The sequence below is a fragment of the Glycomyces sp. NPDC050141 genome, from assembly GCF_055586545.1.
In genome coordinates this window covers 1-24,163 of sequence record NZ_JBVJHZ010000040.1, presented here as the reverse complement: position 1 = coordinate 24,163, position 24,163 = coordinate 1, and the positions used below count along the sequence as shown (strand labels likewise).

The following is a 24,163-nucleotide window of genomic DNA, read 5'->3' as shown; positions in this document are numbered from 1 at the left end:
TTCTGACATCCACGTCGCGAAGGCGGCCACCCGGTATTGCGGCGCCGCCGATCCTGATGTTTAATTGTGTTGGATCTTGAGCACTCTGCTCTCGAAACATGAGGAGGCGGCATGCTGGCGCAACAGCGACAGAGCCGGATCGCCGAACGCGTCCACCGAACCGGTGCGGTCCGCGTGGCAGAGCTGGTCGAAGAGTTCGGCGTGTCCGACATGACCATCCGCCGCGACCTCGAGACCCTCGCCGACCGCGGCCTCGTCGCCAAGGTCCACGGCGGCGCCACCGCCGTCGACTTCGGCTCCACCGCCGAGCCCGGCTTCGCCGTCAAGCAGGTCCGCCAGGAAGCCGAGAAGCAGGCTATTGCGGATGCTGCGGCAACCCTGGTCGGTCCTGGCCAGGCGATCGCTCTTTCCGCGGGGACTACTACCTGGACCCTCGCCCACCGGCTGACCGAGGTGCCGGACCTGACCGTGGTCACCAACTCCGTTCCTGTCGCCGACGTGTTCTACCGCGCCGGGCGCGCCGACCAGACCGTGATCCTCACGGGCGGGGTGCGCACGCCTTCAGACGCGCTCGTCGGCCCGTTCGCGGTGGCCTCCCTCGAGAAGGTCAACGTCGACACCGTCTTCCTCGGCGTCCACGGCATGTCCCTGCGCGCCGGGTTCACCACCCCCAACCTCCTCGAAGCCGAGACCGTCGCGACCCTCGCCGCGAAGGGCCGCCGCCTCGTGGTCGTCGCCGACCACACCAAGTTCGACGTCGTCGGCATCGCCACGATCGCGTCCATCGACGACGCCGACGTCATCGTCACCGACTCCCTCCTCGACGAGGAGGCCCGGCGCCAACTGCGCGAACACGTCGACCAGGTCGTGCTCGCACCCGTCCCAGCGGAACACCACGGCCCCGGGAAGCAACGCACGAACACCACCGAGAAGAGACCATGACCGCGATCCACACGGAGTCCGGCGACCTCGCCGACGGCCGCCAGATCCTCTATTACTCGGCCGGGCCGCAGACCAGCCGCGCCGCCTACGCCGACAAGCGCGACCTCGGCGACCGCGTCAGCGCCGGCCAGGTCCGCTACGACCGGCTCCGCGACGAATGGGTGGCCGTCTCCGCCGGGCGCTCGAACCGCCCGCAGCTGCCGGTCTCCTGCCCGCTCTGCCCGTCCTCGGGCGACGAGCTGACCGAAGTCCCCGCGCCCGACTACGAGGTCGCGGTCTTCGAGAACCGCTTCCCGAGCTTCGGCGGCTTCGCCGAGCCCGGCCCGCTCCCGCCCGCGGAAGTGGGCCCGGAGATGGAGATCGCGGTCCCGGCCTCCGGCCGCTGCGAGGTCGTGGTCTTCTCCGACGACCACAACGCCTCGCTCGTGGACCTCGGCCCCGAACGCGTCGAGCTCGTCGTCAAGGCCCTCGCCCAGCGCACCGCCGAGCTCTCCGCGCGCGGCGACATCGCCCAGGTCTTCTGCTTCGAGAACCGCGGCGTCGAGGTCGGCGTGACACTCCACCACCCGCACGGCCAGATCTACGGCTACCCGTACGTCACCCCGCAGACCCGCAAGTTCATCGCCGCCGCCAAGCGCCACAAGGCGACCACGGGCCGCGACCTCTACGAGGACATCCTCGCGTCCGAGTCCGCCGGCCCGCGGGTCATCGCCGAGAACGAGCACTGGATCGCCTTCACGCCCTACGCGGCGCGCTGGCCCTTCGAGGTGCACGTCTACCCGAAGGAGCGCTTCGCCGACCTCGCCGAGCTGCCCGAAGGCCACATCGAGTCCTTCGCGCCGCTGTACCTCGAGGTCCTGCAGCGCTGCGACGCCGCCTACCCCGGCGAGCAGATGCCGTACATGGCCGGCTGGCACCAGGCGCCCGTCGGCGAGGACCGCGAGTGGGGCCGCCTGCGCCTCGAACTCGTCTCGATCCGCCGCGGCCCCGGCCGCGTCAAGTTCCTGGCGTCCTCGGAGTCCGTGATGGGCGGCTGGGTCCACGACCTGGGCCCCGAGACGTCGGCCGACATTCTCAAGGGAGCGCTGTGAAATATCTGGTTACCGGCGGCGCCGGTTACATCGGTTCGATCGTCGCCACGATGCTGCTCGAAGCCGGCCACGAAGTGGTCGTGCTCGACAACTGCTCGACCGGCGACGCCTCCCGCGTCCCCGCCGGGGCGGTGCTGGTGGAGAAGGACGTGCGCGACGCCCGCGAGGTCCTCGACGCCACCTTCGACGGGGTCCTGCACTTCGCGGGCCTCATCGCCGCGGGCGAGTCGATGCAGAAGCCCGAGATCTACTGGGAGGCCAACACGGCCGCCACGTTCGCGCTGCTCGACGCCATGCGCGAGGCGAACGTGAAGACCCTCGTGTTCTCCTCCACGGCCGCCGTCTACGGCAACCCGCTCGAGGTCCCGATCCGCGAGGACGCCGTCAAGGCCCCCACCTCCACCTACGGCGCGACCAAGCTCGCCAGCGACATGGCGATCGCCTCCGAGGCCACCGCGTACGGCCTCGCCGCGGTCTCCCTGCGCTACTTCAACGTCGTCGGCGCCTACGAGGACCGGAGCGGGATCTGGCACGGCGAGAACCACGAGCCGGAGACGCACATCATCCCGATCGCGTTCGAGGCCGCCGCCGGGAAGCGCGAGTCGTTCGGCCTGTTCGGCGAGGACTACCCGACCCCGGACGGCACCTGCGTCCGCGACTACATCCACGTCGCCGACCTCGCCGACGCGCACCTCCTCGCGCTCAAGGCCGCCGAGGCCGGAGAGCACAAGATCTACAACCTCGGCAACGGCAACGGCTTCTCCAACAAAGAGGTAGTCGCCACCGTCAAGGCCGTCACCGGGACCGACTTCCCGGTGAGCATCGGCCCGCGCCGCGCAGGCGACCCGGCCGAACTCGTCGCCTCCTCGGAGCGCGCGCACACCGAACTCGGCTGGAAACCCAGCCGCGACACCCTCGACCGCATGGTCGCCGACGCCTGGAAGTACTACCAGCATGCCCACTCCTGACCGCCCGCCCGTCGCCCACCGCCACCCGAACGGGAATGGCTTCGCCATACAGGATTCACACGCCACGGAGCTCGCCGAGACCGCCGCGGCCGCCTTCCGCGACGTGTTCGGCACCGAACCCGAAGGCCTGTGGGCCGCGCCCGGCCGCGTGAACCTCATCGGCGAGCACACCGACTACAACGAGGGCTTCGTGATGCCCTTCGCGCTGCCGTTCTACTCGGTCGCGGCCGTCGCCAGGGCCGACACGTGGGAGTTCCACTCCACGTACGGCGACGGCGACACCGTCCGCGCCGACTCCCTTGAAGGCGTCGAAGGCTGGGCCGGGTACCTCGCGGGCGTCGCGTGGGCCATGAACGAGTCAGGCTACCCGGTCGAGCCGGTGCGCATCGCCATCAACTCCGATGTGCCGCACGGCGGCGGCCTCTCTTCTTCGGCCGCGCTCGAATGCTCGGTGATCATCGCGCTGGCCGAGATCTTCGGCCACGAGATCGACCGCACCGAGCTGGCGCGGATCGTGCAGAAGACCGAGAACGAGTACATGGGCGCGCCCACGGGCATCCTCGACCAGTCCGCTTCGCTGCTGTGCACCGAAGGCAACGTCATGTTCATGGACTGCCGGGACTTCTCGCGCGAGCAGGTCCCCTTCGACCTGGCCGCCGAGGACCTGACGATGCTCGTCATCGACACGCAGGCCCCGCACCGGCACGTCGACGGCGAGTACGGCCTGCGCCGCGCCGACTGCGAGGAGGCGGCCCGCCAGCTCGGCGTCCCGTTCCTGCGCGACGCGCCGAAGCACGCGAAGCTCGACGACGAGCGCCTGAACCGGCGGATGCACCACATCCTCACCGAGAACGAGCGCGTGCTCGAGACCGTCGCGATCCTGAAGCGCGGCAACGTGTCCGGGATCGGCGACCTGCTCACGGCCTCGCACGTGTCGCTGCGCGACGACTACGAGGTCTCCTCGGTCGAGCTCGACTCGGCCGTGGACGCCGCGCTCGGCGCCGGCGCCCTGGGTGCCCGCATGACCGGCGGCGGCTTCGGCGGCAGCGCGATCGCGCTCGTCGAGTCGGCCGCTGCGGCGAAGGTCGAAGCGGCGGTGCTGGAAGCGGCGGCCGCCAAGGGCCTGCCGACCCCGCGCGTCTTCGTGGCCCGCGCGGCGGCAGGCGCGCACCGCGTCAGCTAAGCGAGTGTGAACGGCCGGGCTATACAGCCCGGCCGTTTTCGCACCATGCCCTCATGGCGCGGGTCGACACGAGCGCGATCACGCCGCAGTGGAGGAGCACGCCTAGGAGGCAGGCCCCGGAGATCTGGGACGCGATGTCAGCGTCGAGTTTGAACGCGGCGACCGTCCCGACCAGGCAGGCCGCGACGGCCCCGGTCTCGACGAGCACCGCGGTCTTGCGCGCCCATTCGCGAGCCTGCCGCAGCGATACGGCGACGACGATGTGGAGCACGGTGAGCGTGCCGAGTACCAGGGCGGCGACCGCCGCCTGGGCGGTCTCGCCCGCGGGGGCGTCCTCGGCGGCGAGGTTGAAGACGAGCATCGCAGCGGCGATGAAGAAGCAGCTGCCCAGGGCGGTGGCGAAGAGCCACAGGGCCGCGAGGGCGGCCAGCCCCGAGCCGGGGACGGGCCCCGGGTCGGGCGCGTACTCCTCGGCCTCAACTTGTTCGGCGGGCCCTTCCGGCAGCGCGGGCTCGGATTGCGGTTCGGCCATCGCGGGCCTCCTCGGGGGTGGGGGTCCACCCAGGATATTGCGCGCGGTCGCGGGCGTGGGTCCCGTGTGATCGGTGCTCGGGTCCGGCCGCTCGCGCCATCGCCCGCGCGGCGCTCTGGAATACTCCGGCGCATGGAATTCGTCCACTTGCTGCTGCGCTACCTCCACCTGCTCGGGTTCGCGGCCGTCTTCGGCGGCTGGCTCGTGTCCCTGCTCTCGAAGAGGTTCAACTTCAACTCGGCGATGCTGTACGGCATCGCGGTCCAGCTCGCCACGGGCATCGTCCTGTACGGCATCGTCGCCTCCGAGGGCGACGCCAACCACGCCAAGCTCGGCGTGAAGTTCCTGCTCGCGCTGATGCTCGCAGTCATGATCGCGATCCCGGTGTGGAAGAAGCGCGAGAAGGTCGCCGCGGGGCACTTCTACGCGACGGGCGCGCTCATCGCCGTGACCGCAGGTGTCGCCGTCTTCTGGACGTAGCGCCGCCCCGGAATTCACCTACTTGTGACCGTCCGAAGGCCCCCGGAGCTGCAATCGCGCCGTAGCCCGGGTGAAACACCAGTTCACCGTGGATCTCAGTCATAGGATGTTTCGGTAACGAAATAGTCAAGGTCGGTGTCAAAGGCCACCGGGTGCGGCCATGATTATGCGGGTATCGACTTACCCCTTGGATTGTCAAAGGAGACCGAGATGGCTGTCAAGCCGTTCAAGCTGGCCCTGGCGGGCGTTTCCGCCGTCGGCCTCGCCGCCCTCGCCGCTTGCGGTGAGGCCCCGTCCGAGAACGGCAGCGGCGACAACGCCGACGCGTCGTTCTCCGCCTGCATGGTCACCGACTCCGGTGGCATCGACGACAAGTCCTTCAACGAGTCCGCGTGGGCCGGCATGGAGTCCGCCGCGGAGGAGAACTCCGACATCGCGGTCACCTACAAGGAGTCCTCCTCCGAGGCCGACTACGACCCGAACCTGCAGGCCTCGGTCGACGACGGCTGCGACTTCATCGTCGGCGTCGGCGGCCTGATGGCCGGCAACGTCACCACCGCCGCCCTGGCCAACACCGAGGTCGGCTTCGCGATCGTCGACGGCTCCCCGATCGACGCGAGCTTCGCGCCGGTCGAGACCGAGAACGTGTACTCGATCCAGTTCGACACCGCGCAGTCCGCGTACCTGGCCGGCTACATCGCCGCTTCGCAGACGAAGACCGGCACCGTCGCCACCTGGGGCGGCATGCAGATCAACCCGGTGACCATCTTCATGGACGGCTTCGCCGAGGGCATCGCCAAGTACAACACCGACAAGGGCGCCGACGTCAAGCTCCTGGGCTGGGACAAGGAAGCCCAGACCGGCACCTTCCTCGGCAACTTCGAGGACGCGGCCGCTGGCAAGAGCACTTCGGACACCTTCATCTCGCAGGGCGCGGACATCCTGTTCCCGGTCGCCGGCCCCGCCGGTATCGGCGCGCTGACCGCCGCCGCCGACAGCGACACCGTCAACGCCATCTGGGTCGACACCGACGGCTTCGAGTCGACCGAGTACGGCTCCGAGCTCATCACCTCCGCCGAGAAGGCCCTCGACGTGGCCGTGAAGGAAGCCGTGCTCGCGGCTTACAACGACGAGGCCGGCAACGGCACCTACGTCGGCACGCTCGCCAACGACGGCGTCTCGATCGCTCCGTACCACGACTTCGAGTCCGTGATCTCGGAGGAGACCAAGGCCGAGGTCGACGCGCTGCGCCAGGGCATCATCGACGGCTCCATCGTCCTCACCTCCCCGGCCAGCCCGGTCTCGTAACCGCCGGAACGCTTCGAAGAAGGACGTGCCTTGCGACTTGAACTGAAGGGCCTGACGAAGAAGTTCGGCTCGTTCACCGCTGACGACGACATCGACCTCGTGGTCGAGCCCGGCCAGATCCACGCCATCCTCGGCGAGAACGGCGCGGGCAAGTCGACGCTCATGAACATGCTCTACGGGATTCTCACGCCCACCAGCGGCGAGATCCTCATCGACGGAGAGCCGGTCTCCTTCAACGGTCCGGGCGACGCGATCGCCGCCGGGATCGGGATGGTGCACCAGCACTTCAAGCTCGTCGGGCCCTTCAGCGTCGCTGACAACGTGCAGCTGGGCCGGGAGCACACCCAGGGTCTGGGGGTGCTCTCGGCCAAGGCCGCGCGCAAGGCCGTACGCCAGGTTTCGGAGGAGTACGGCCTCAAGCTCGACCCCGACGCGATCTGCGAGGACCTGCCCGTGGGCGTCCAGCAGCGCGTCGAGATCGTCAAGGCCCTGTCGGGGCCGAAGACGGAACTGCTCATCCTCGACGAGCCGACCGCGGTGCTCACGCCCGCGGAGATCACCGAGCTCCTGCAGATCATGCGGAACCTCGCTGAGGCAGGCACGTCGATCCTGTTCATCTCCCACAAGCTCAAAGAGGTCCAGGCCGTCGCGGACACCATCACGGTGATCCGGCGCGGCAAAGTGGTGGCCGAGCTGGAGCCGACCGCTTCGGAGGCCGAGATGGCCTCGGCGATGGTCGGCCGCGCCGTGACCCTCCAGGTCGACAAGACCCCGGCCGAGCCGGGCGAGGCGCGCCTCGAAGTCAAGGACCTCACCGTCGTCTCCGACGCGGGCGTGAAGGTCCTCGACGGGCTCGGGCTCACCGTCCACTCGGGCGAGATCGTGGGCCTGGCGGGCGTCGAGGGCAACGGCCAGACCGAACTGGCCCGCGCGATCCTCGGCCTCATCAAGCCCAACGATGGCCGCATCGCGATCGACGGCAAGGACGTGCACGGCACGGGCCCGGCCCACCGCATCGCGGACGGCCTGGGCTACATCCCCGAGGACCGCGGCCGCGACGGCGTCATCTCGGAGTTCTCGGTCGCCGAGAACATCGTCCTCAACCAGTACCGCGACGCGCCGTTCAGCAAGCGCGGCGCGGTGAACGCGGGCGCGGTGCGCAAGCGCGCGGTCGACTCGATCGCCGAGTTCGACATCCGCACCCAGTCCCCGGACGAGCCCGTCTCGGCGCTCTCGGGCGGCAACGCGCAGAAGGTCATCATCGCCCGCGAGTTCTCCCGGCCCCGCCGGTTCCTCGTCGCGGCGCAGCCGACCCGCGGCGTCGACGTCGGCGCGACCGAGTTCATCCACTCGCGCCTGGTCGCCGAGCGCGACACCGGCACCGGGGTCCTGCTGATCTCGTCCGAACTGGACGAGATCTACGCCCTGGCCGACCGCATCGCCGTGATCTACAACGGCCGCATCGTCGGCGAGGTCGCCCCCGACACGCCCCGCGAGGTGATCGGCCGCCTCATGGTCGGCGCCGACATCGCACCTGAGACCACCGCACCCGAGACCACCGCGGCCGACGAGGCCGAGACCGACGAGGAAGCCAACGGAGGTGACCGATGAGCACGGATACCAAGGCCCCGGCCCCCGAACAGCCTGAGGCGGGCGAGACCCCGGAGTCGAAGCCGAACTTCATGCGGCTCTTCGGCCGCTACCTGACCGAGGCGAACTCGGTCATGGTCACGGTCTACTCCCTGCTGCTGGCGTTCCTCATCGGCGGCATCCTCCTGGTCCTCTCGGACGAGTACACGCGCAGCACGTACTCGTACTTCTTCTCCCGGCCGCAGGACGCCTACTACGCCACCCGCGACCTCGTCGCCCAGGCCTACCTCTCGCTGTTCGAGGGCGCGATCCTCAACCTGAACACGCTCGACAAGTTCGCCGCCGGGACCGCCGACTTCGGCGACCTGCTGCGGCCCCTGTCGGAGACGCTCACCTACGCGACGCCGCTGATCTTCACCGGCCTCGCGGTCGGCCTCGCCTTCAAGGCCGGGCTGTTCAACATCGGCGCCCAGGGCCAGATGATCTTCGGCATCCTCGGCGCGCTCGTCGTCGGCTTCAGCCTGGACCTGCCGATCTGGCTCCACCTCCCGCTGGCCGTCCTCGCGGGCGCCGTCGCGGGCGGCCTGTTCGGCGCCATCCCCGGCGTCCTCAAGGCCAGCACCGGTGCGCACGAGGTCATCTCCTCGATCATGCTCAACAACATCGCCGCGCTGTTCCTGGTGTGGGCGCTGGGAACCGGCTTCCTCCACTCGGAACTGAGCACGCAGCTCATCTCCAAGTCGGTGCACGAATCCGCGACGCTCCCGACGCTGCTCTCCGGACTGAACGAGTCCCTCCGCGTCAACCTCGGGCTCATCATCGGCATCGGGGCGGCGGTCCTGGTGTGGTGGCTGCTGTCGAAGTCCACCTTCGGGTTCCGCATCCGCGCGGTCGGCTTCAACGAGCACGCCTCCGCGACCGCGGGCATGCACATCGGCCGCACCTACACGACCACGATGGCCGTCTCCGGCGCCATCGCGGGCCTCGCGGGCGCGACCTTGTCGCTCGGCGTGTACTCGACCGGCGTCACCGCTTCGACCCCGCTCGAGTACGGGTTCGACGGCATCACCGTGGCCCTCCTGGGCCGGGCCAAGCCCGGCGGGATCGTCGCCGCGGCGCTCCTGTTCGGTGCGTTGAAGGCGGGCGCGCTCTCGGCGCAGCCCGACGTCCCGGTCGACATCTCGACACTGCTCCAGGCGATCATCGTGCTGTTCATCGCCGCTCCCGCACTGGTCAAGGCCATCCTGCACCTGCGTACGCCGCGCGGCGGCCTGGTCACCCTCGAAGCGAAAGGCTGGTGAGCCCCATGGCAGTGGACACCATCGCCGCTCCGGCGCTCGTCGACGACCGCGCCGTGGAACGCCATCTCAAGGGCGGCGTCACGTTCGCGATCCTCGGCGCGTTCCTCCTCGTCATCGCCCTGGCGGTGCTCGACGGGGACCGCACCACCACGATCGCCTTCGACAAGACCATGACCGACGTCGAGTGGGCCCTGCCCACGCGCGGCGTGGTCCTGTTCCTCGGCGCGCTCACGGCGGGCGCGGGCGCGTGGATGCTCGCGGGCCTGCCCCGCCGCCGCCACAAGCTCGTCTCGGCCGTCGCGGTGACCGCGTTCGTGCTGGGCCTCCTGTTCTGGTCCTACTCCCAGCCGGGGACGGTGTTCCGCGCCGAGTCGATCCTCGCCGGGGCGCTGTTCCTCTCCATGCCGTACATCTTCGGCGCGCTCTCGGGCGTCGTGTGCGAACGCTCGGGCGTCATCAACATCGGCATCGAGGGCCAGTTCCTCATGGGCGCCTTCACCGGCGTCCTGATCGCCAACGTCACCGGGAACGTCTACGCGGGGATGCTCGGCGCGATGGTCGCCGGGTCCCTCTCGACCATGCTCCTGGCGCTGCTCGCGACCAAGTACCAGGTCAACCAGGTCGTCGTCGGCGTCATCCTGAACCTGCTGGCGCTCGGCTTCACCAGCTTCATGTACGACCAGCTGAAGAAGTCCGAAGGCCTCAACGACCCGTTCACCGTCTCCACGGTCAACTGGGGCCCGCTCGCGGACATCCCGGTCCTCGGCCCGGTCCTGTTCCAGCAGAAGCTGTTCGTGTACGTCGGGCTCGTCCTGGTCTTCGTGGTCTGGTTCCTGCTCTACCGGACCCGCTGGGGTCTGCGCACCCGCGCGGTCGGCGAGCACCCGGCGGCCGCGGACTCCATGGGCGTCAACGTCAACCGCCTGCGGTACTGGAACGTCGTCGCCGCCGGTCTCCTCTCCGGTTTCGGCGGGGCCTGGTTCACCATCGCGAACTCGCTGGCGTTCAACAAGAACATGACCGCCGGGCTCGGCTTCGTCGCGCTCGCCGTCATGATCGTGGGCCGCTGGAACCCGCTCGGCGTCCTCGCCGGGGCGCTGATCTTCGGTTTCACCACCCAGATCGCCCGCGACCTCGACGCCGCCGGAAGCGCGCTCATCCCGGGCGACTTCCTGAAGATGCTGCCGTACGCGGTGACCCTCGTGGTCGTCGCCGGACTCATCGGCAAGGCCAAGGCCCCCGCGGCCGACGGCGTGCCGTACAACCCGGGAGACAAGTAGCCATGGCCGACATCGACTGGGACGCGCTGCGGGACAAGGCCCGCCAGGCCATGGCCAATGCCTACGCCCCGTACTCGAAGTTCCCGGTCGGTGTCGCCGGACTCGTCGACGACGGCCGGATCGTCTCCGGCTGCAACGTCGAGAACGCCTCGTACGGCCTGACCCTGTGCGCCGAGTGCGGCATGGTCTCGGAGCTCGCCGCCACGGGCGGCGGGCGCCTGGTCGCGATCGCCTGCGTCGACCGGGCAGGGGAACCCCTCACCCCCTGCGGCCGCTGCCGCCAGCTGCTCTACGAGCACGGCGGCGCCGAGTGCCTGGTGGACGCCGCGCCGGAGCCGACGACCGTGGGGGCACTGCTCCCGGGCGCGTTCGGCCCCGAATACCTGTAGGGCGAGGGCGGGGCTGTGCCAATTTATGGCTCGCAAGCAGCGCCAAGGCTGTCCCGCCGTCTCGAATTCCATTGTGAGGGAAATCCAATGATCACCGCTGTAGACGTCATCCGCACCAAACGGGACGGCGGCGAACTCTCGACCGCCCAGATCGACTGGGTCATCGACGCCTACACCAAGGGCGTCGTCGCCGACGAGCAGATGTCGGCCCTGGCCATGGCGATCTTCCTCAACGGCGCAGAGCCGCGCGAGATCGCCGACTGGACGGCCGCGATGATCCGCTCGGGCATCAAGCTCGACCTCTCGGCGGTCGGCAAGCCCTGCGTCGACAAGCACTCCACGGGCGGCGTCGGCGACAAGATCACGCTGCCCTTGGCTCCGCTCGTCGCCGTCTTCGACGTGGCGGTCCCGCAGCTCTCGGGCCGCGGCCTCGGCCACACCGGCGGCACCCTCGACAAGCTCGAGTCGATCCCCGGCTTCCAGGTCGACATGACCGAGGCGAGCGTCATCGAGCAGCTCAAGGACATCGGCGCGGTCATCTGCGCGGCCACCGGCGACCTCGCCCCGGCCGACAAGAAGCTGTACGCCCTCCGCGACATCACCTCCACTGTGGAGGCGATTCCGCTCATCGCCTCGTCGATCATGTGCAAGAAGATCGCCGAGGGCGCCGACGCGATCGTCCTCGACGTCAAGGTCGGCTCGGGCGCGTTCATGAAGGACTTCGCCCAGGCCCGTGAGCTCGCCGAGACCATGGTCCGCCTCGGCAAGGACCACGACGTCGACACCCGCGCGCTCCTGACGGACATGTCGATCCCGCTGGGCCGCACGGCAGGCAACGCCCTCGAGGTGCGCGAGTCGGTCGAGGTCCTGGCCGGCGGCGGCCCCGAGGACGTCGTCGAGCTGACCGTGGCTCTGGCGAAGGAAATGCTCGCTGCAGCGGGCCAGCCCGACGCCGACCCGGCCGCCGCCCTCAACGACGGCCGCGCGATGGACAAGTGGCGCAAGATGATCAGCGCCCAGGGCGGCGAGGTCGACGCCCCGCTCCCGGTCGCCCGCGAGTTCGAGGAGATCACCGCCGACGCCGACGGTTTCGTCGCCGAGATGGACGCCTACGCCGTCGGCGTCGCCGCCTGGCGCCTCGGCGCCGGCCGCGAACGCCAGGGCCAGCCGGTCCAGTTCGGTGCGGGCATCGAGATCCTGAAGACCGTCGGCGAGCCGGTGAAGGCGGGCGAGACCGTCTTCCGCCTCCACACCGACACCCCCGAGCGCTTCGCCGCCGCCAAGGAGACCCTTGCCGGCCAATGGAAAGTCGGAGCCGAACCCGCCAAGCGCGGCCCGATCATCCTCGACCGCATCGTCTAACAGCAAGCATGTAGAAGGGCGGCACCGCTTTTGCGGCGCCGCCCTTCGGCGTTTTCAGGTTTGGGCCGCGCGACGTGCCCGACGGTCGAGGACCGAAGCGGCGACGAGCAGTCCGGCAGGCACGTACACGAGCATGAACCCGCTCGGCCCGACCAGCCAGATGCAGAACGACACCCAGGCCACCAGTGTGAGCGTGAAGGGGAGCCCGATGCGCTGCCGCTGCCTGCCCATCCGGATCATGAACAGCCCCAACAGGATCACGGGAACAACGAAGCTCCCTGGCAGCGCCCAGAAGAGCGCGACGGATTCAGGATCGGCGTCGCCGCGCTGGAGCGACCCGTCGAACCATGCGCCCCAGGGCGATACGGGAGCGAAGACGACGGTGTGAAGCACGGCGATGGCCACGACCGACCAACCGGCGATACCGGTCAGGCGTGCCGCTCCGCGCGAAGCACGGCGAATCAGGGGAAGCGTAGTGCTGGACATGCCACGACCCTACGAAAAGTGGTGCCATGCACGCCTCACCCGCGAGTGTCGGCATCCTCCCCCTAGCGGGGGAGCGAACTCGCAGCCCCTACTCGCCCGACTGCCGCCGATGCAGCGCCTCTGCGACCTTGACCAACCCTTCGATCCGCTCCGCACTGTGCGGCATCGACAGCGCCAGCCGCTCGGCCTTCGCGGGCGACGTCTCGCTCAGCGTGTCGAGCAGCGCCGACTGAACTCCGAGCCGCGCCTGCGGGTCGCCGATGAGCCCCGCCATCCGCTCCGCCCGGCGGGCATCGACTGGCGCCATGGCCGCCACGGCCTTCGCGAGGTACGCGTTTCGCTCGTCCCATGATCCCGGCAGCCTGCCAGCAAGGCGCTCTGCCTGCCCTGGGACGGCCGCAGCCGACACCACCATCGTGGAGGCAAGCGCAGTCAGGCGGTCTTCCTCACTCGTAGCCGGAGTCAAGTCCACCAGATGCTCAGCAGTCGCAAGCAGCCAGGACGCGTGTATCGGTGCGAACTCCATGTAGACCGACGCGATCTCGGTCAACGCCTTGCTCTTCTCGATCGCATCGGTAACAAGTTCCTCCGCTGTCTCTTCGGCCAAGCGCAAGATCTGCTCGGACTCGTTGCTCCGGTCCGCTGCCCAGACACGCGCAGCGGCGACGAAAGCGGTGATCCTTTGGGGAAGGTATTGCTCGTCGTTCGGAATGGCGCTCGCGATCGCGGCGGCGCGGCCGGGATCTTCGGCAGCGACCGCTGCTGCGACGGTCGCCATGGCGGAGGCCCTGAAGAAAGGGGTGGAAATGCTCCGGGCAATGTCGTCCGCTGTTCCGATCGACCGAGGGATCATGGCTTCTACGACTGCGGCGAGGGCAGATCCCTTATGGATGGAGTCCTGAATTCCTTCCGAGAGTCGAATCGCCCGGTCGGGGTCGGTCTTGGCCAGTCCTTCCGCGATGTCGCTGAGATGGTCGTCCGAGTCGCTGTCGGGTGCGAACCTCGCGATCAGGTCGTCGACCCGGTCCGGTGCCGTGGAGCTGATGACCGTTGTCGCGTCGGTGAGCGCGATAGCGCGCCACGCCCCTTCTCGCGGTGTCGAATCGATGATCCGCATGGCGTCGTCGGGGTCGATCGCCGCATACGCCTCGGCAAGCCTCGCCAGGTGCCGACTCCGCTTGTCGAAATCCGAGACCGACACGATGACGCGTTCAGCCTTGGCCGCCATATGCTTCGCCGACTTCATGTCGACGGGCGCTGCGCGGCCCGCCGCCCGGATCAGTTCCCCGCAGATCTGCTCCTCTTCGGGATGGAGGTCCAGCAGCCTCGCGGCGACTTTCGGCTCGGCGGTTGCGAGATTCACGGCGGTCTCCGCGAGCTTGTCGAGCTTGTCTTCGGGCACCTGATCGACGGCCCGCTCGATGGCGTGGAGCAAGTGGTCCGCGTATGCAGGTGGATGCAGGTGGGCGGTGTCGATGTGGAGCATGAGGGCGTCGAAGAGTTCGGTCCAGTCCTCCTCGGTCTGGCAGCGGAGCTCCGCGAGTTCGAACAGCCGGTTGGCGGTCTGCCGGTCTGCGGCGAGCATCGCGGTGGCGCCGAGGATGATTTCGAAGGCCGTGATGTCCTCGAAGGCACTGCGGGGCAGGAAGTGCCCGTCGGCCTTGAAGTAGTCGGCGGCGAATGCGGGGTCGAAGGGCGCCAGCAGCAGTCCGGCCTCGGCTCTCAATGATCGCTGCCTCAACGGATCGGCTTGGCTCCCGATGCAGTTGAGTAGGCCGGCTTCCACGAAAGGTCGCATGTCAGAGGAGTGTGCCGCCGCTGCGACCGCGACGTGGCGCACCGTCAGTCCGGTTGCGGACCAGTCCAGGCCGGTGACCTTGTCCTCCTCGGCGTCGATGAGGATCCCCAGGAACCGCGCCAGGACCCGGACGGATGCCGTGCTGCTGTGGATTACCCTCGCATGGCTTGCCGCATCTTGGATCATGGCCTCGGCAAGGGGCTGCCGCGACTCCGGGAGCGCCCCTGCGAGGGCGAGTGCGGCGCCGACGCGGGACGGGGTGCGGTCGGGGAGTCCCCTGACGAACTCGGCCGCCAGATCGGGATCCGTTGCGGCGAAGCCGATAGCCGTGGCCTCGGCGATCGGTTGGTGGAGCGGACTGTCATCGAGCCGCTTCAGGACGGCCTGCGGCCACTGCGGCGCGATTCGGGCGGCCTGCTCGAAGAGGTCTCTGAGCGAATCGGCGGGCTCAGGGCCCACGAGCGGGCCGGACACCAGCGAGGTGGCCGCTTCGTTGAGGAGCGTCCAGAGCCTGGTCCGGGGCTCGGGCAGGTCCAGCTGGGGCGCGGAGGCGGCGGGCTGGGCCTCGGGTTCTTCTTCGAACTGCAGGAGTTCTTCGATCTCCTCCGGCAGCGCGATCTCGTTGACCGGTGCGGGGAGGGGTGCCGGAGCGATCGGGTTGTGCCGCTTGGCGAGGACGATGGCGCCTTCGCCGTCGAAGTAGAACTGGGGGCTGGAGTTGCCTGCGGGGGTGAGTTCGGTTTCGACGTAGTCGTAAAGGCTTTGAGCGGTCAGGTGGTCGTCGGCTCGGGCGTAGCGGAGGCCGGTGACGAGGGCGTTGGTGAAGGGGCTCGTGCCGCCGGGGCCCGTGGCGTCGAGGGCGAGTTCGTTGGCGCTGGCGCTGGTGATGACGCAGCGGCCGCTGCCGGTGGCCTTGATCTTGAGTTCGCCGCCGCGGAAGGCGCCGCTGTGGCAGCAGTCGAGGATGGTGACCGTGGAGGCCGCGGGGGAGGCCTCGATGAGTGTGTCGATGTCGTCCTTGTACCGGAGCGCGGTCACGGGCAGGGCGTTCACGCGGGTGTCGCTGGCGCACAGGTGGAGACGGCCGAGGAGGTCGAGTTTGCCGTGGCCGCTGTAGTAGAGGAACAGGACGTCGTCACGGGTGGCGTCCTCGATGAAGAAGCGGTGCAGCTCTTCGCGCAGGCTCTGCACGTTCCGGTCGATGAGGGGTTCGATGTCCTCGGCCGCGAACATGCCCGACTGCGGGTCGGCCAGCGCCTCGCACAGGGCGTCCACATCGGCGCGCGGGCCCTGCAGTCTCGGGAGGCCCTGCGGGTCGCGGCGGAAGACGGCGTTGCCGATGAGCAGGGCCCGGTAGCGGCGGTCGGGCATCAGCGGCCTTCGATCATGCGGCCGATCGACTCGCTCAGTGCGGTGAGCGACTGCTGGTCGATGTTCTCGCCCGTGAGGGTGAACCGTCGTTCCTTACCGTCCTCATCGGTCCATACGGCGGTGATCGAGCGGGTCTTGTCGCGGCCGAGCCAGGCGCGGAGAATCTGGACCGCCGAGACGAGCGCACCCGAGGTGCCGAGCGCGAGGATCACGTCGACCGCCGCGCCCTTGGTTCCGCCCGTGGGCTCGGAGCGCATTGCGACAGAAGCGGTCTCGCGGCTCAGGTCGGCGTGGAGGGCGGCGACTTCGCGTCGCCACTGGGGGCTGTCGGGGGCGTATTTAGCAGTCTCCGGGGAGATCGCGACTTCGACGGTCGAGGACATGGCCACCTCTCTGACGAGTGTCGCTCAATGATATTTGCCCGCCGCTCAACGTGTCAGGCCGTGAAGGGGCGCGACCCCCAAGATGAAGTTTTGTTTCACTGAAGGACTTCTCAACGAAAGATTTCTCCGATATGGTCTCGTTACACGACACCTGTCGCGTCGATCACCCCTCGGTGCGAAGCTCCAGGAAGGGACCCAAAGATGACCTCCGAAGCAACACCCGACACCCACTCCCGGCGCCAGCTCCTGCGCCGCGCGCTCATCGCAGCGGGCGGCATCAGCGCCGCGACCGTCCCGGCCGTCTTCACGGCAAGCGCCGCCGAGGCCGCCGCCGTGGTCGACATGGAGCTCGTGCTCGTCGCCGCGATGGTCGACCCGCCGAAGTCCGGCACGGGCACCACGCTCACCGCCGGGCCGCACGTCAAGGTCGTGGAGCAGGCGCTCGACGCCAAGAACTTCCTCGCCGCCTCCTCGGTGGACGGCCACTACGGCACCACCACCGTCACCGCGTACGCGAACTACCAGAAGTCCTTGGGCTACACCGGACTCGACGCCAACGGCATCCCCGGCCCGACCTCGCTCACCAAGCTCGGCACCGACACCGGCCTGTACACGGTCACCCGCCAGATCAGCGTCGGGTCGAGCACCGACACCTACGGCGGCAAGCGCGTCAACACCCGCACCAAGAACATGCTCGCGGCCGCCGACGGCAAGCTCTCGTGGAGCATCACCCTCACCCAGGGCTCCTACACGACCGGCAACCCCGACTCCGCCGGGACGCACGACGGCGGCGGCGTCGTCGACATCGCGGTCGGGTCCATGAGCACGACGCAGCGCTGGCAGACCGTCAAGGCCCTGCGCGACGTCGGGTTCGCGGCGTGGCTGCGCACGCCCGAGCAGGGCTTCAGCTACCACATCCACGCGAACGCGGTGGGCGACACGGACATGGCCGGGGTCGCCCAGGCGCAGGTCCACGACTACTTCTACGGCAAGAACGGGCTCGCCAGCCACGCGGCCGACAACACCCCGGACGCCTACAAGGGCTCCTTCACCTGGTGGGAGAAGTACAAGCGCGGTTAGCCGACGACTCCGGGCGCGGTGCGAGACTGCACGCACCGCGCCCGGCTCACTGCGGCGCCGCACGCCTCACGCCGGACTTCGAAGGCGTGTTCCGTTGCCGGCCTGGGAGTATCGTTCGAACATGGATGACGGGTTGAACCTCGCCTTGCAAGTTGCAGGGCTGTTCGTCGCGATCTTGAGCGCCTACCTCGCCTACCGGCAGTTTCATCAGGGCAGGCAGCCGGAACCAGTGGTGAGGCGACCAAGCGGCACGGGGGTCGAGCCGGCTCCTGAGGTCTTCTACTGCAGGCCTCCGCCCGACCCCGCTGTCTGGGTGATCCCAGCTACCTGCATGCTTTTCGGCTTCGGCGCCATCTTCGGCGGGCCCCCGGATCTTTCGGAGGGCGCCGAGCTGGCAAAGGCCGTCCTTGGCGTCTGCCTGCTTGGGTTGGGGGTGCACCTGCTCGGGACAGCGACGGCGGCGTGGAAGGTCGAGGTGGATGCGAGCGCGATCGTGGTGCGTGCGGGTCGAAGGTCCGTGCGGCGTTTCGACTGGGCGAGGGCCGAGAAGGTAGCGATCAGCCAAGTAGGAACAAGGCGTTACCTGGTTTTCGTCCCCAAGGCCGGGAATGGTGTCGAGCCGGGGGTCGGCTTGTACCCCTCGGAGGCAGGCCGAGGCTACCGGCTGTGCGTGCTCTCCGAAGTCCGGCCTTCGGAAGCGGACTTCGTGACGGCTCTGGAGCGTCACGCAGGCGGCCGCTTCGTTCGGCAGTGACGGCGGGCCTTCCGGCTCCAGGCTTGCCGCGATGGCGCGTATCACCGCAAACCGGGGGAATGGCCGCCGCCGGGTGCTCGTTGTGAACGGTTATGAGCACCATCGGATTCATCGGCAGTGGAAACATCGGCGGCACGATCGCGCGTCTCGCGGTCGCGGCGGGCCACGACGTTGTCCTCAGCAACCGGCGCGGGCCCGACTCGCTCGCCGGGCTCGTGGCGGAACTCGGCCCGAAGGCCCGCGCGGCGACGCCCGCCGAGGCGGCCGCGGCGGGCGAGTTCGTCGTCGTCACGGTCCCGCTCAGCGCCTACAAGACCGTCCCGGTCGAGGAGCTGCGCGGCAAGGTCGTCATCGACACCAACAACTACTACCCGCAGCGCGACGGCCAGTTCGCCGAGCTCGACGACGAGTCCACCACCACGAGCGAGCTGCTGCAGGCGCACCTTCCGGAGTCGCTCGTCGTCAAGGGCTTCAACAACATCTTCTTCAAGCACATCGCCGAGCTCGCCCGCCCGAGCGGCGACGCGGAGCGGTCGGTCCTCCTGATCGCCGGAGACGACGCGGACGCGAAGAAGACCGCCACGGGCTTCCTCGACTCGATCGGCTGGGACGCTTACGATGTCGGCCAGCTCGCCGAGGGCTGGCGCTTCCAGCGCGACACCCCTGCTTACGGCGGCGCGTACTTCGCGCAGAAGCCGGCGGACGGCAACTTCGACGTCCCCGCGAAGCAGGCCACGGCCGAGGTCTTCGAGCCGCTGCTCAAGGCCGCCAAGCGATACCGCGACATGTAATCGCAGTTGAACTGAGTTGGGCCGACGCGGAACGCGTCGCCCCTTTCGCGTGTCAGGTGCGGTGTCAGTCCGGCGACAGGGCCGCGACAGCGCGGCCGACGATGCTTTCGGACATGAACGAAATGCAGCACTCCGAGGCCCCGAAGGCCCGCCCCGCCAACCGATTCGTCGCGAAACTGCTCGCCGACCGCCACTCCGTTCCTTTCTCTATCGCCCTGCACCTGGTCCCCGGCGCGTTGATCGTCGCCGTGTACGCCCTCGTGGGTGCCCCGATCTCCCACGCGATCGGCGCCCCGATCTTCGCCGCCTGGGCCATCGCCCTGGCCGTCGTGCTCTTCCCGCTCTGGTTCGGCCTGTTCTGGCTGGGCAAGAAGCAGACCGGGAAGTACACGATGCGCGGCGGCGTCGTCCACTACCGGGACAAGCCCTTCAAGCGCGGCAAGATCACCCTGATCGGCATCGGCTTCATGCTCTACATGACCGTCGTGTCGCTCTCCCTCGCCCCGCTCGACGTGTTCATGTACGACAACTTCTTCTCCTGGGTCACCTTCGAGGGCTCCGGCGGCTCCGGCACCTCCTACCTGGACGCCTACGAGCTGAAGACCGTGATCGTCACGCTGCTGATCTGCGGCCCCTTCACCGGGTTCCTGCTGCCGCTGATCGAGGAGTACTACTTCCGCGGGTTCCTGCTCCCCAGGCTCCCGCAGCTGGGCCGCTGGGCCCCGCTGTTCAACACGGTCCTGTTCTCGATCTACCACTTCTGGGCGATCTGGACCGTCCCCTCCAAGATCCTGTTCCTGCTCCCGGGCATCTGGTTCGTCTGGGGCAAGCACGACATCCGCGCCTCCATCTGGATGCACCCGGGTTCGGCGCTCCTGATGACCGTCGTCGGCACCATCCTCTACACCACCGGAGCCATGTAGCACAACGAAAGACCGAGGGGCGCCGTCCATCTGGACGGCGCCCCTAAGCGTGTTTCACCGCTGGGAACTTGCGCGGTTCCCGTTGGCCAGCAGGGCGACCAGGCCCAGTACTCCGATCACGGCGATCCCCGCGATGACGCCTCTCATGCCGGTGAGGGAGTAGCCCGCGAGGCCCCACGAGAGGGTCGCGAGGGACGGCGCGACGGCGATGGCGGCTTGGCGGACCAGGCTGAGCGTTCCCGAAGCCGTCGAGACCAGATGCGGCGGGGTCGCTGCGAGGGTCATCGCGGTCTGGGCGCTCGCGTAGAGGCCGACCCCGATGCCGACTACGGCGATGCGCCAGAGGATCTCGATCATCATCCACTCCGGATTCAGGAACGCGATCGCGGCGGCGCCGACGGTCATCACGGCCATGCCGAGGGCCGCGGTGGGGCGGGCGCCCCAGGAGTCCGTGAGCCATCCGGCGGCGAGGCTGGTCGCGGCCATGGTGGCGGCGAGGACCATGCCGGGCAGGCCGACTTCGGCCGCGTCGACGTGCAGTTCCCGGGTGAGGAAGAACGGGAGCATGAGCATGAGGACGAGCTGCACGGACGACTGCGCGGCGAGTGAGAGCAGCGGCCCGCGGGCGGCGGTGAACAGTTGGCGGACGTCGCGCCCGGAGTCGGTGCGGAGCCAGGCGAGGACCGGCGGGACCGCGATGAGCAAGAGCGCCAACCAGACCGGGTCGACCTCGACGGCGAGGGTCATGGCGAGGAGCGTCGCGGCGGCGGCCGTGAAGAGGTAGGCGACCTGGGGCAGGGCGCTGCGGTCGGGGGCGCGGAGCGGGACCGTGCGGGGCGCCCGGGCCGCGATCGCGAGGATCGCGACCGCGACCGGGATGTTGAGGAGGAACGCTGCGCGCCAGCCGAACTGGTCGGCGAGGAGCCCGGCGAGCACCGGTCCGGCGATGCCGCCGACGGGGCCGATCGCGAAGACCAGGCCCATGGCGCGGCCGCGCAGGGCCGGGGCCACGGATTCGGCGGCGATGAGCGGGAGGAGCACGAAGGTGACCGCCGCGAACCCGCCTTGGACGAAGCGGGCGGCGATGAGCCAGCCGATGTCGGGCGCGAGCGCGACGCCCGCGCCGAGGGCCGCGAAGCCGCCGACCGAGAGCAGCAGGGCCGGGCGGCGGCCGACGTTCGCGAGCCAGGTTCCGGCCGGGATGACCAGGGCGATAGCCGGGAGCGTGAACCCGAGGACCGCCCACTGGGCGGCGGCGGGCGAGACCCGGAAGTCCTCGGTGATGGCGGGGATGACGGTGGCGACGGTGAACACGTCGATGTTGATCATGAAGAGGATCAGCCCGGCGGCGACGACCATTGACCAGCGGTTCGGATGGGGCGCAACGGGGGTGCTTGTTGCGGGCGCGTAGTTCATCGGGATGGTTTCCTTCTTAAACTTCACTAGGTGTGAACTTAGTAAACTACACACCATGAGAAGTTGCAACGGCCTGACTCGGGCGTCACAGTGAGCCCCGCCGAGCCGCAGAACGCGCGCGGCCGCCGGACCCGGGCCGCGCTGCTCGAGGCGATCTTCGCGATCGTCGAGTCCCAGGGCTTCGAAGGCCTGACGATGAACGCCGTCGCCGACCGGGCCGGGGTCTCGCGCCGCGCCGTCTACCTGCACTTCCGGTCGCGGGCCGAGCTGATTCCGGCGCTGCACGACTACGCGGTCGAGCACCTGGGGCTCGCGGACTCCCTGGAGCGGATCTGGGCGCAGGAGACCCCCGAAGCGGTGCTCGACGAATGGGCGAGGCACCTGACCCGCGTCAACCTGCGCGCCAAGGGCGTCCACCGGGCCATCCGCAACACCCGGCACAGCGACCCGGCGGTCGAGGACTACCAGCGCGGCGTCGCCGAACGCCAGCAGCAGAACTGCCGCATCGTCATCGGGCGCCTGGAGAGCGCAGGGAGGCTCGACTCGCGGTGGGGCGCGGAGGAGGCCGTCGACATGCTCTGGGCGCTCATCGCCACCGACATGATGGAGTCCCTCGCCGACGACTGCGGCTGGGACACAGAGAAAGTCGCCGAACGGCTCGGGTTTCTCCTGCGGCGCACCTTCCTCGCCGACTGAACGCGCCGCGACCCCGGCAGCCGAGCTGCCGGGGCCGCGTTCGCACGGACTAGCTGGCGTCCGGGTTGTACTTGACGTGGCAGGTGAAGGCGTGGCCCGCGACGGCGTAGGCCCGCGCCGTCGCCCCGGCGTCCTGGACGTCGCGGGACTCGTCGTTGCCGATCGAGGCCCAGGCGCTGTGCCGGTTCGAAGGGTGGAAGTAGTTCGAGTAGCAGCCCTTCAGGCCGCTGCCGTCGAGGCCCCAGCCGTAGCACCAGGTGCCGCCGCCGACGTCCTCGCACTTGTCGTCCTCGGTCGCCTCGCGGACGATCACGCGGCTCTCGTCCGCGTCCCCGGCGCCCCCGGTCCCGGCCTGGGCCGCGCCAGTGCCGACGAACAGCAGAGCGGCCGCCATGACGGCGGCCGCGGTCGCTTGCTTCACGCGCTTCATCGCACGTTCCCCCTGGTGGTTGAGATGCTGGCAGCCCTGAGCGGCTCCCGCACCAATCACATCACCGGAATCCTTGCCGCTCAGGCCTTTCCCGCGCCTGTCCGGAATCCGACACGACGAAGGGGCCGGAGCGTTGCCGCCCGGCCCCTTCCCTCCTCTTCCTCGGGTGTTAGCCCAGGAAAGCCGTGTTCAGCAGCAGGTTCGGGCTGCCGTTCGGGTCGGTCACGGCGTCCGGGACGGCGCCTTCGGTGAGGGCCGTCGCGACCTCGTCAGGGGTCGCGCCCGGGTTCGCCTCGAGGAACAGGGCGGCGACGCCCGCGACGTGCGGGGCGGCCATCGAGGTGCCCGAGATGGTGTTCTCGGCGTCGTCGGCGTCGATCCACGCGGAGGTGATGCCGACGCCGGGGGCGAGGATGTCGACGCACTCGCCGAAGTTCGAGAACGACGCGGCGGCGTCGTCTTCATCGGTGGCGCCCACGGTGATCGCGCTCGGCTCGGAGCCCGGGGACACGTCGCACGCGTCCTGGCTCTCGTTGCCCGCGGCGATCGCGAAGGTCACGCCCGACTCGACCGCAGCGGCGATCGCGTCGTTCAGGGCCTGGCTGAAGGAACCGCCGAGGCTCATGTTGGCGACGGCCGACTCGCCCGCGTTCGCCGCGACCCAGTCGATGCCGCCGATGATCGCCGCGTACGAACCCGAGCCCTCGCAGTCGAGGACGCGGACGGGGCGGATCGTGACGTCCTTCGCGAGGCCGTACGTGGAGCCGCCGATGGTCCCGGCGACGTGCGTGCCGTGCCCGTGGCAGTCGGTGGGGTCGGCGTCGTCGTCGATGAAGTCGTAGCCTTCGCCGATGCGGCCCTCGAACTCCTGGTGGGTGAGGTTCACGCCCGTGTCGAGCACGAACGCCTCGACGCCCGCGCCGGACTGGGTGTACTCATAGGACTGGTCGAGCGGGAGCGCGTCCTGGTCGACGCGGTCGAGGCCCCACGACGGCGGGTCGGCCTGCACCTCGGAGGCGTAGGCCGTCTGGTTCTGCTCGACGTACGCGACCGCGTCGTCGGCGGCGAGTTCGAGCGCTTCGCTCTCGCTCATCTCGGCCACGTAGCCGTCGACGAGGCCGAGGGTGTCCTCGACGTCCACGGTGACCCCGAGGTCGTCGGCGAGCGCGTCCAGTCCGCTTGCGGCGCTGACGGTCTGGTCTTCCATGACGACGATGTACTCGCCCGCGATCGCGTCGGGGGAGTCGGCGCCGATGATGAGGTCGCTGGCGTCGGGTGCCGGGGGTTCGGCGGCACCGGCGAATGCCGAGGCCGCTACCAGCGAGCCTCCGGCCGCTGCTGCCGCGATGGCGATTGCGGCGGTGGTTCGGATGCGCCGTTTCGTTCCTGCCGTTGACAAGACGGAACTCCTTTTGTCGGGTGGGGGCGCCCGCCTGCTTGGGGGCGGCCGTCCCCGGGGGGAGGGTGGAGGGCCGGGCGGGGGGGGGGGGGGGGGGGGGGGCCCCTCCCCCCCCCCCCCCCCCCCCCCCCCCCCCTGGGGCAGGGGGGGGGGAGAGAGGAGGGCGACACTTCTCTACCCCCCCCGCGCCCACCCCCCCCCCCCACCACC

The 24,163-nt window shown here is 69.3% G+C and carries 23 protein-coding genes; 16 read left to right on the top strand and 7 right to left on the bottom strand.

From position 1 onward, the window contains the following. Window positions 1–111 precede the first annotated feature (111 nt). From ACZ60M_RS20620 to galK, 4 genes are read left to right on the top strand one after another with little or no spacing between them, the layout of a single operon-like run. Window positions 112–942: a DeoR/GlpR family DNA-binding transcription regulator gene (locus ACZ60M_RS20620; RefSeq protein WP_465420383.1), complete on the top strand. Its 831-nt coding sequence runs from the start codon at window positions 112–114 to the stop codon at window positions 940–942. Then, entirely contained in the window at window positions 939–2,033 is a 1,095-nt protein-coding gene (galT, locus tag ACZ60M_RS20615; RefSeq protein ID WP_465420381.1) for a galactose-1-phosphate uridylyltransferase, read from the top strand. Before ACZ60M_RS20620 ends, galT begins: the two co-directional genes overlap by 4 nt. Next, window positions 2,030–3,001: a UDP-glucose 4-epimerase GalE gene (galE, locus tag ACZ60M_RS20610; RefSeq protein ID WP_465420379.1), complete on the top strand. Its 972-nt coding sequence runs from the start codon at window positions 2,030–2,032 to the stop codon at window positions 2,999–3,001. Before galT ends, galE begins: the two co-directional genes overlap by 4 nt. Then, window positions 2,988–4,184, top strand: coding sequence for a galactokinase (gene galK / locus ACZ60M_RS20605; protein WP_465420377.1), 1,197 nt, complete (start codon window positions 2,988–2,990; stop codon window positions 4,182–4,184). Before galE ends, galK begins: the two co-directional genes overlap by 14 nt. A 19-nt stretch (window positions 4,185–4,203) precedes the next feature. On the opposite strand, the gene ACZ60M_RS20600 is transcribed toward galK, so the two are convergent. Beyond that, window positions 4,204–4,716 (bottom strand): hypothetical protein, encoded by a 513-nt coding sequence (locus tag ACZ60M_RS20600; protein ID WP_465420375.1) that lies wholly within the window; start codon window positions 4,714–4,716, stop codon window positions 4,204–4,206. A gap of 132 nt (window positions 4,717–4,848) precedes the next feature. Here ACZ60M_RS20600 and ACZ60M_RS20595 point away from each other — a divergent pair, with 132 nt between their 5' ends. The 7 genes from ACZ60M_RS20595 to ACZ60M_RS20565 all read left to right on the top strand — a co-directional run bounded on the left by ACZ60M_RS20595 (window position 4,849) and on the right by ACZ60M_RS20565 (window position 12,426). Continuing rightward, a complete protein-coding gene (locus ACZ60M_RS20595) occupies window positions 4,849–5,196 on the top strand; it encodes a hypothetical protein (protein WP_465420373.1) in 348 nt (115 codons plus the stop codon). Between the two features lie 210 nt (window positions 5,197–5,406). After that, the gene (locus ACZ60M_RS20590) at window positions 5,407–6,504 is read left to right on the top strand and encodes a BMP family lipoprotein (protein ID WP_465420371.1); all 1,098 of its coding nucleotides are present in this window, start codon (window positions 5,407–5,409) and stop codon (window positions 6,502–6,504) included. A gap of 30 nt (window positions 6,505–6,534) precedes the next feature. Further along, complete coding sequence (locus tag ACZ60M_RS20585) at window positions 6,535–8,115, top strand: ABC transporter ATP-binding protein (protein WP_465420369.1); 1,581 nt, start codon at window positions 6,535–6,537, stop codon at window positions 8,113–8,115. After that, entirely contained in the window at window positions 8,112–9,395 is a 1,284-nt protein-coding gene (locus ACZ60M_RS20580; RefSeq protein ID WP_465420367.1) for an ABC transporter permease, read from the top strand. The genes ACZ60M_RS20585 and ACZ60M_RS20580 overlap by 4 nt, the downstream gene beginning before the upstream one ends. 5 nt (window positions 9,396–9,400) lie before the next feature. After that, complete coding sequence (locus ACZ60M_RS20575; RefSeq protein ID WP_465420366.1) at window positions 9,401–10,675, top strand: ABC transporter permease; 1,275 nt, start codon at window positions 9,401–9,403, stop codon at window positions 10,673–10,675. 2 nt (window positions 10,676–10,677) lie between these two features. Further along, window positions 10,678–11,064, top strand: a complete 387-nt coding sequence (locus ACZ60M_RS20570; protein ID WP_465420364.1) for a cytidine deaminase — start codon at window positions 10,678–10,680, stop codon at window positions 11,062–11,064. Window positions 11,065–11,151: 87 nt separating this feature from the next. Beyond that, entirely contained in the window at window positions 11,152–12,426 is a 1,275-nt protein-coding gene (locus tag ACZ60M_RS20565; RefSeq protein WP_465420362.1) for a thymidine phosphorylase, read from the top strand. 54 nt (window positions 12,427–12,480) lie between these two features. Here the strand turns inward: ACZ60M_RS20565 and ACZ60M_RS20560 are convergent, their stop codons facing one another. From ACZ60M_RS20560 to ACZ60M_RS20550, 3 genes are all read right to left on the bottom strand, one after another. Further along, on the bottom strand, window positions 12,481–12,912 hold the full coding sequence (locus ACZ60M_RS20560) for a hypothetical protein (RefSeq protein ID WP_465420360.1): 432 nt from the start codon (window positions 12,910–12,912) through the stop codon (window positions 12,481–12,483). An 88-nt stretch (window positions 12,913–13,000) separates the two neighbouring features. Further along, window positions 13,001–16,081 carry a caspase, EACC1-associated type gene (locus tag ACZ60M_RS20555; RefSeq protein WP_465420359.1) on the bottom strand — a complete coding sequence of 1,027 codons (3,081 nt, stop codon included), beginning with the start codon at window positions 16,079–16,081 and terminating at the stop codon, window positions 13,001–13,003. Next, entirely contained in the window at window positions 16,081–16,464 is a 384-nt protein-coding gene (locus tag ACZ60M_RS20550) for an effector-associated constant component EACC1 (RefSeq protein ID WP_465420357.1), read from the bottom strand. Before ACZ60M_RS20550 ends, ACZ60M_RS20555 begins: the two co-directional genes overlap by 1 nt. Window positions 16,465–16,665: 201 nt before the next feature. Here ACZ60M_RS20550 and ACZ60M_RS20545 point away from each other — a divergent pair, with 201 nt between their 5' ends. The 4 genes from ACZ60M_RS20545 to ACZ60M_RS20530 all read left to right on the top strand — a co-directional run bounded on the left by ACZ60M_RS20545 (window position 16,666) and on the right by ACZ60M_RS20530 (window position 20,012). Next, window positions 16,666–17,544, top strand: coding sequence for a peptidoglycan-binding domain-containing protein (locus ACZ60M_RS20545; RefSeq protein ID WP_465420355.1), 879 nt, complete (start codon window positions 16,666–16,668; stop codon window positions 17,542–17,544). A gap of 121 nt (window positions 17,545–17,665) precedes the next feature. Beyond that, window positions 17,666–18,298 carry a hypothetical protein gene (locus tag ACZ60M_RS20540; protein WP_465420353.1) on the top strand — a complete coding sequence of 211 codons (633 nt, stop codon included), beginning with the start codon at window positions 17,666–17,668 and terminating at the stop codon, window positions 18,296–18,298. Window positions 18,299–18,390: 92 nt separating this feature from the next. Continuing rightward, window positions 18,391–19,089 carry an NADPH-dependent F420 reductase gene (locus ACZ60M_RS20535; protein WP_465420352.1) on the top strand — a complete coding sequence of 233 codons (699 nt, stop codon included), beginning with the start codon at window positions 18,391–18,393 and terminating at the stop codon, window positions 19,087–19,089. 113 nt (window positions 19,090–19,202) lie between these two features. Then, a complete protein-coding gene (locus ACZ60M_RS20530) occupies window positions 19,203–20,012 on the top strand; it encodes a CPBP family intramembrane glutamic endopeptidase (RefSeq protein ID WP_465420350.1) in 810 nt (269 codons plus the stop codon). A gap of 54 nt (window positions 20,013–20,066) precedes the next feature. Here the strand turns inward: ACZ60M_RS20530 and ACZ60M_RS20525 are convergent, their stop codons facing one another. Next, window positions 20,067–21,428, bottom strand: coding sequence for an MFS transporter (locus ACZ60M_RS20525; protein ID WP_465420348.1), 1,362 nt, complete (start codon window positions 21,426–21,428; stop codon window positions 20,067–20,069). 63 nt (window positions 21,429–21,491) lie between these two features. On the opposite strand from ACZ60M_RS20525, the gene ACZ60M_RS20520 reads away from it, so the two are divergent. Beyond that, window positions 21,492–22,124 carry a TetR/AcrR family transcriptional regulator gene (locus ACZ60M_RS20520; RefSeq protein ID WP_465420346.1) on the top strand — a complete coding sequence of 211 codons (633 nt, stop codon included), beginning with the start codon at window positions 21,492–21,494 and terminating at the stop codon, window positions 22,122–22,124. A gap of 49 nt (window positions 22,125–22,173) precedes the next feature. Here the strand turns inward: ACZ60M_RS20520 and ACZ60M_RS20515 are convergent, their stop codons facing one another. Together ACZ60M_RS20515 and ACZ60M_RS20510 are read right to left on the bottom strand one after the other, a co-directional pair. Then, window positions 22,174–22,545, bottom strand: a complete 372-nt coding sequence (locus ACZ60M_RS20515) for a lactococcin 972 family bacteriocin (RefSeq protein WP_465420344.1) — start codon at window positions 22,543–22,545, stop codon at window positions 22,174–22,176. Window positions 22,546–22,723: 178 nt separating this feature from the next. Further along, window positions 22,724–23,953, bottom strand: coding sequence for a S8 family peptidase (locus ACZ60M_RS20510; RefSeq protein WP_465420342.1), 1,230 nt, complete (start codon window positions 23,951–23,953; stop codon window positions 22,724–22,726). Window positions 23,954–24,163: the final 210 nt, after the last annotated feature.

Bases quoted from the DNA above. Each gene is read 5' to 3' on its own strand.
- ACZ60M_RS20595 (WP_465420373.1), top strand. From the start codon at position 4,849: ATGGAATTCGTCCACTTGCTGCTGCGCTACCTCCACCTGCTCGGGTTC.
- ACZ60M_RS20620 (WP_465420383.1), top strand. From the start codon at position 112: ATGCTGGCGCAACAGCGACAGAGCCGGATCGCCGAACGCGTCCACCGA.
- galK (WP_465420377.1), top strand. From the start codon at position 2,988: ATGCCCACTCCTGACCGCCCGCCCGTCGCCCACCGCCACCCGAACGGG.
- ACZ60M_RS20545 (WP_465420355.1), top strand. From the start codon at position 16,666: ATGACCTCCGAAGCAACACCCGACACCCACTCCCGGCGCCAGCTCCTG.
- ACZ60M_RS20530 (WP_465420350.1), top strand. From the start codon at position 19,203: ATGAACGAAATGCAGCACTCCGAGGCCCCGAAGGCCCGCCCCGCCAAC.
- ACZ60M_RS20600 (WP_465420375.1), bottom strand. From the start codon at position 4,716: ATGGCCGAACCGCAATCCGAGCCCGCGCTGCCGGAAGGGCCCGCCGAA.
- ACZ60M_RS20565 (WP_465420362.1), top strand. From the start codon at position 11,152: ATGATCACCGCTGTAGACGTCATCCGCACCAAACGGGACGGCGGCGAA.
- ACZ60M_RS20555 (WP_465420359.1), bottom strand. From the start codon at position 16,081: ATGCCCGACCGCCGCTACCGGGCCCTGCTCATCGGCAACGCCGTCTTC.
- ACZ60M_RS20580 (WP_465420367.1), top strand. From the start codon at position 8,112: ATGAGCACGGATACCAAGGCCCCGGCCCCCGAACAGCCTGAGGCGGGC.
- ACZ60M_RS20550 (WP_465420357.1), bottom strand. From the start codon at position 16,464: ATGTCCTCGACCGTCGAAGTCGCGATCTCCCCGGAGACTGCTAAATAC.
- ACZ60M_RS20560 (WP_465420360.1), bottom strand. From the start codon at position 12,912: ATGTCCAGCACTACGCTTCCCCTGATTCGCCGTGCTTCGCGCGGAGCG.
- ACZ60M_RS20590 (WP_465420371.1), top strand. From the start codon at position 5,407: ATGGCTGTCAAGCCGTTCAAGCTGGCCCTGGCGGGCGTTTCCGCCGTC.
- ACZ60M_RS20570 (WP_465420364.1), top strand. From the start codon at position 10,678: ATGGCCGACATCGACTGGGACGCGCTGCGGGACAAGGCCCGCCAGGCC.
- ACZ60M_RS20535 (WP_465420352.1), top strand. From the start codon at position 18,391: ATGAGCACCATCGGATTCATCGGCAGTGGAAACATCGGCGGCACGATC.
- ACZ60M_RS20540 (WP_465420353.1), top strand. From the start codon at position 17,666: ATGGATGACGGGTTGAACCTCGCCTTGCAAGTTGCAGGGCTGTTCGTC.
- galT (WP_465420381.1), top strand. From the start codon at position 939: ATGACCGCGATCCACACGGAGTCCGGCGACCTCGCCGACGGCCGCCAG.
- ACZ60M_RS20575 (WP_465420366.1), top strand. From the start codon at position 9,401: ATGGCAGTGGACACCATCGCCGCTCCGGCGCTCGTCGACGACCGCGCC.
- ACZ60M_RS20525 (WP_465420348.1), bottom strand. From the start codon at position 21,428: ATGAACTACGCGCCCGCAACAAGCACCCCCGTTGCGCCCCATCCGAAC.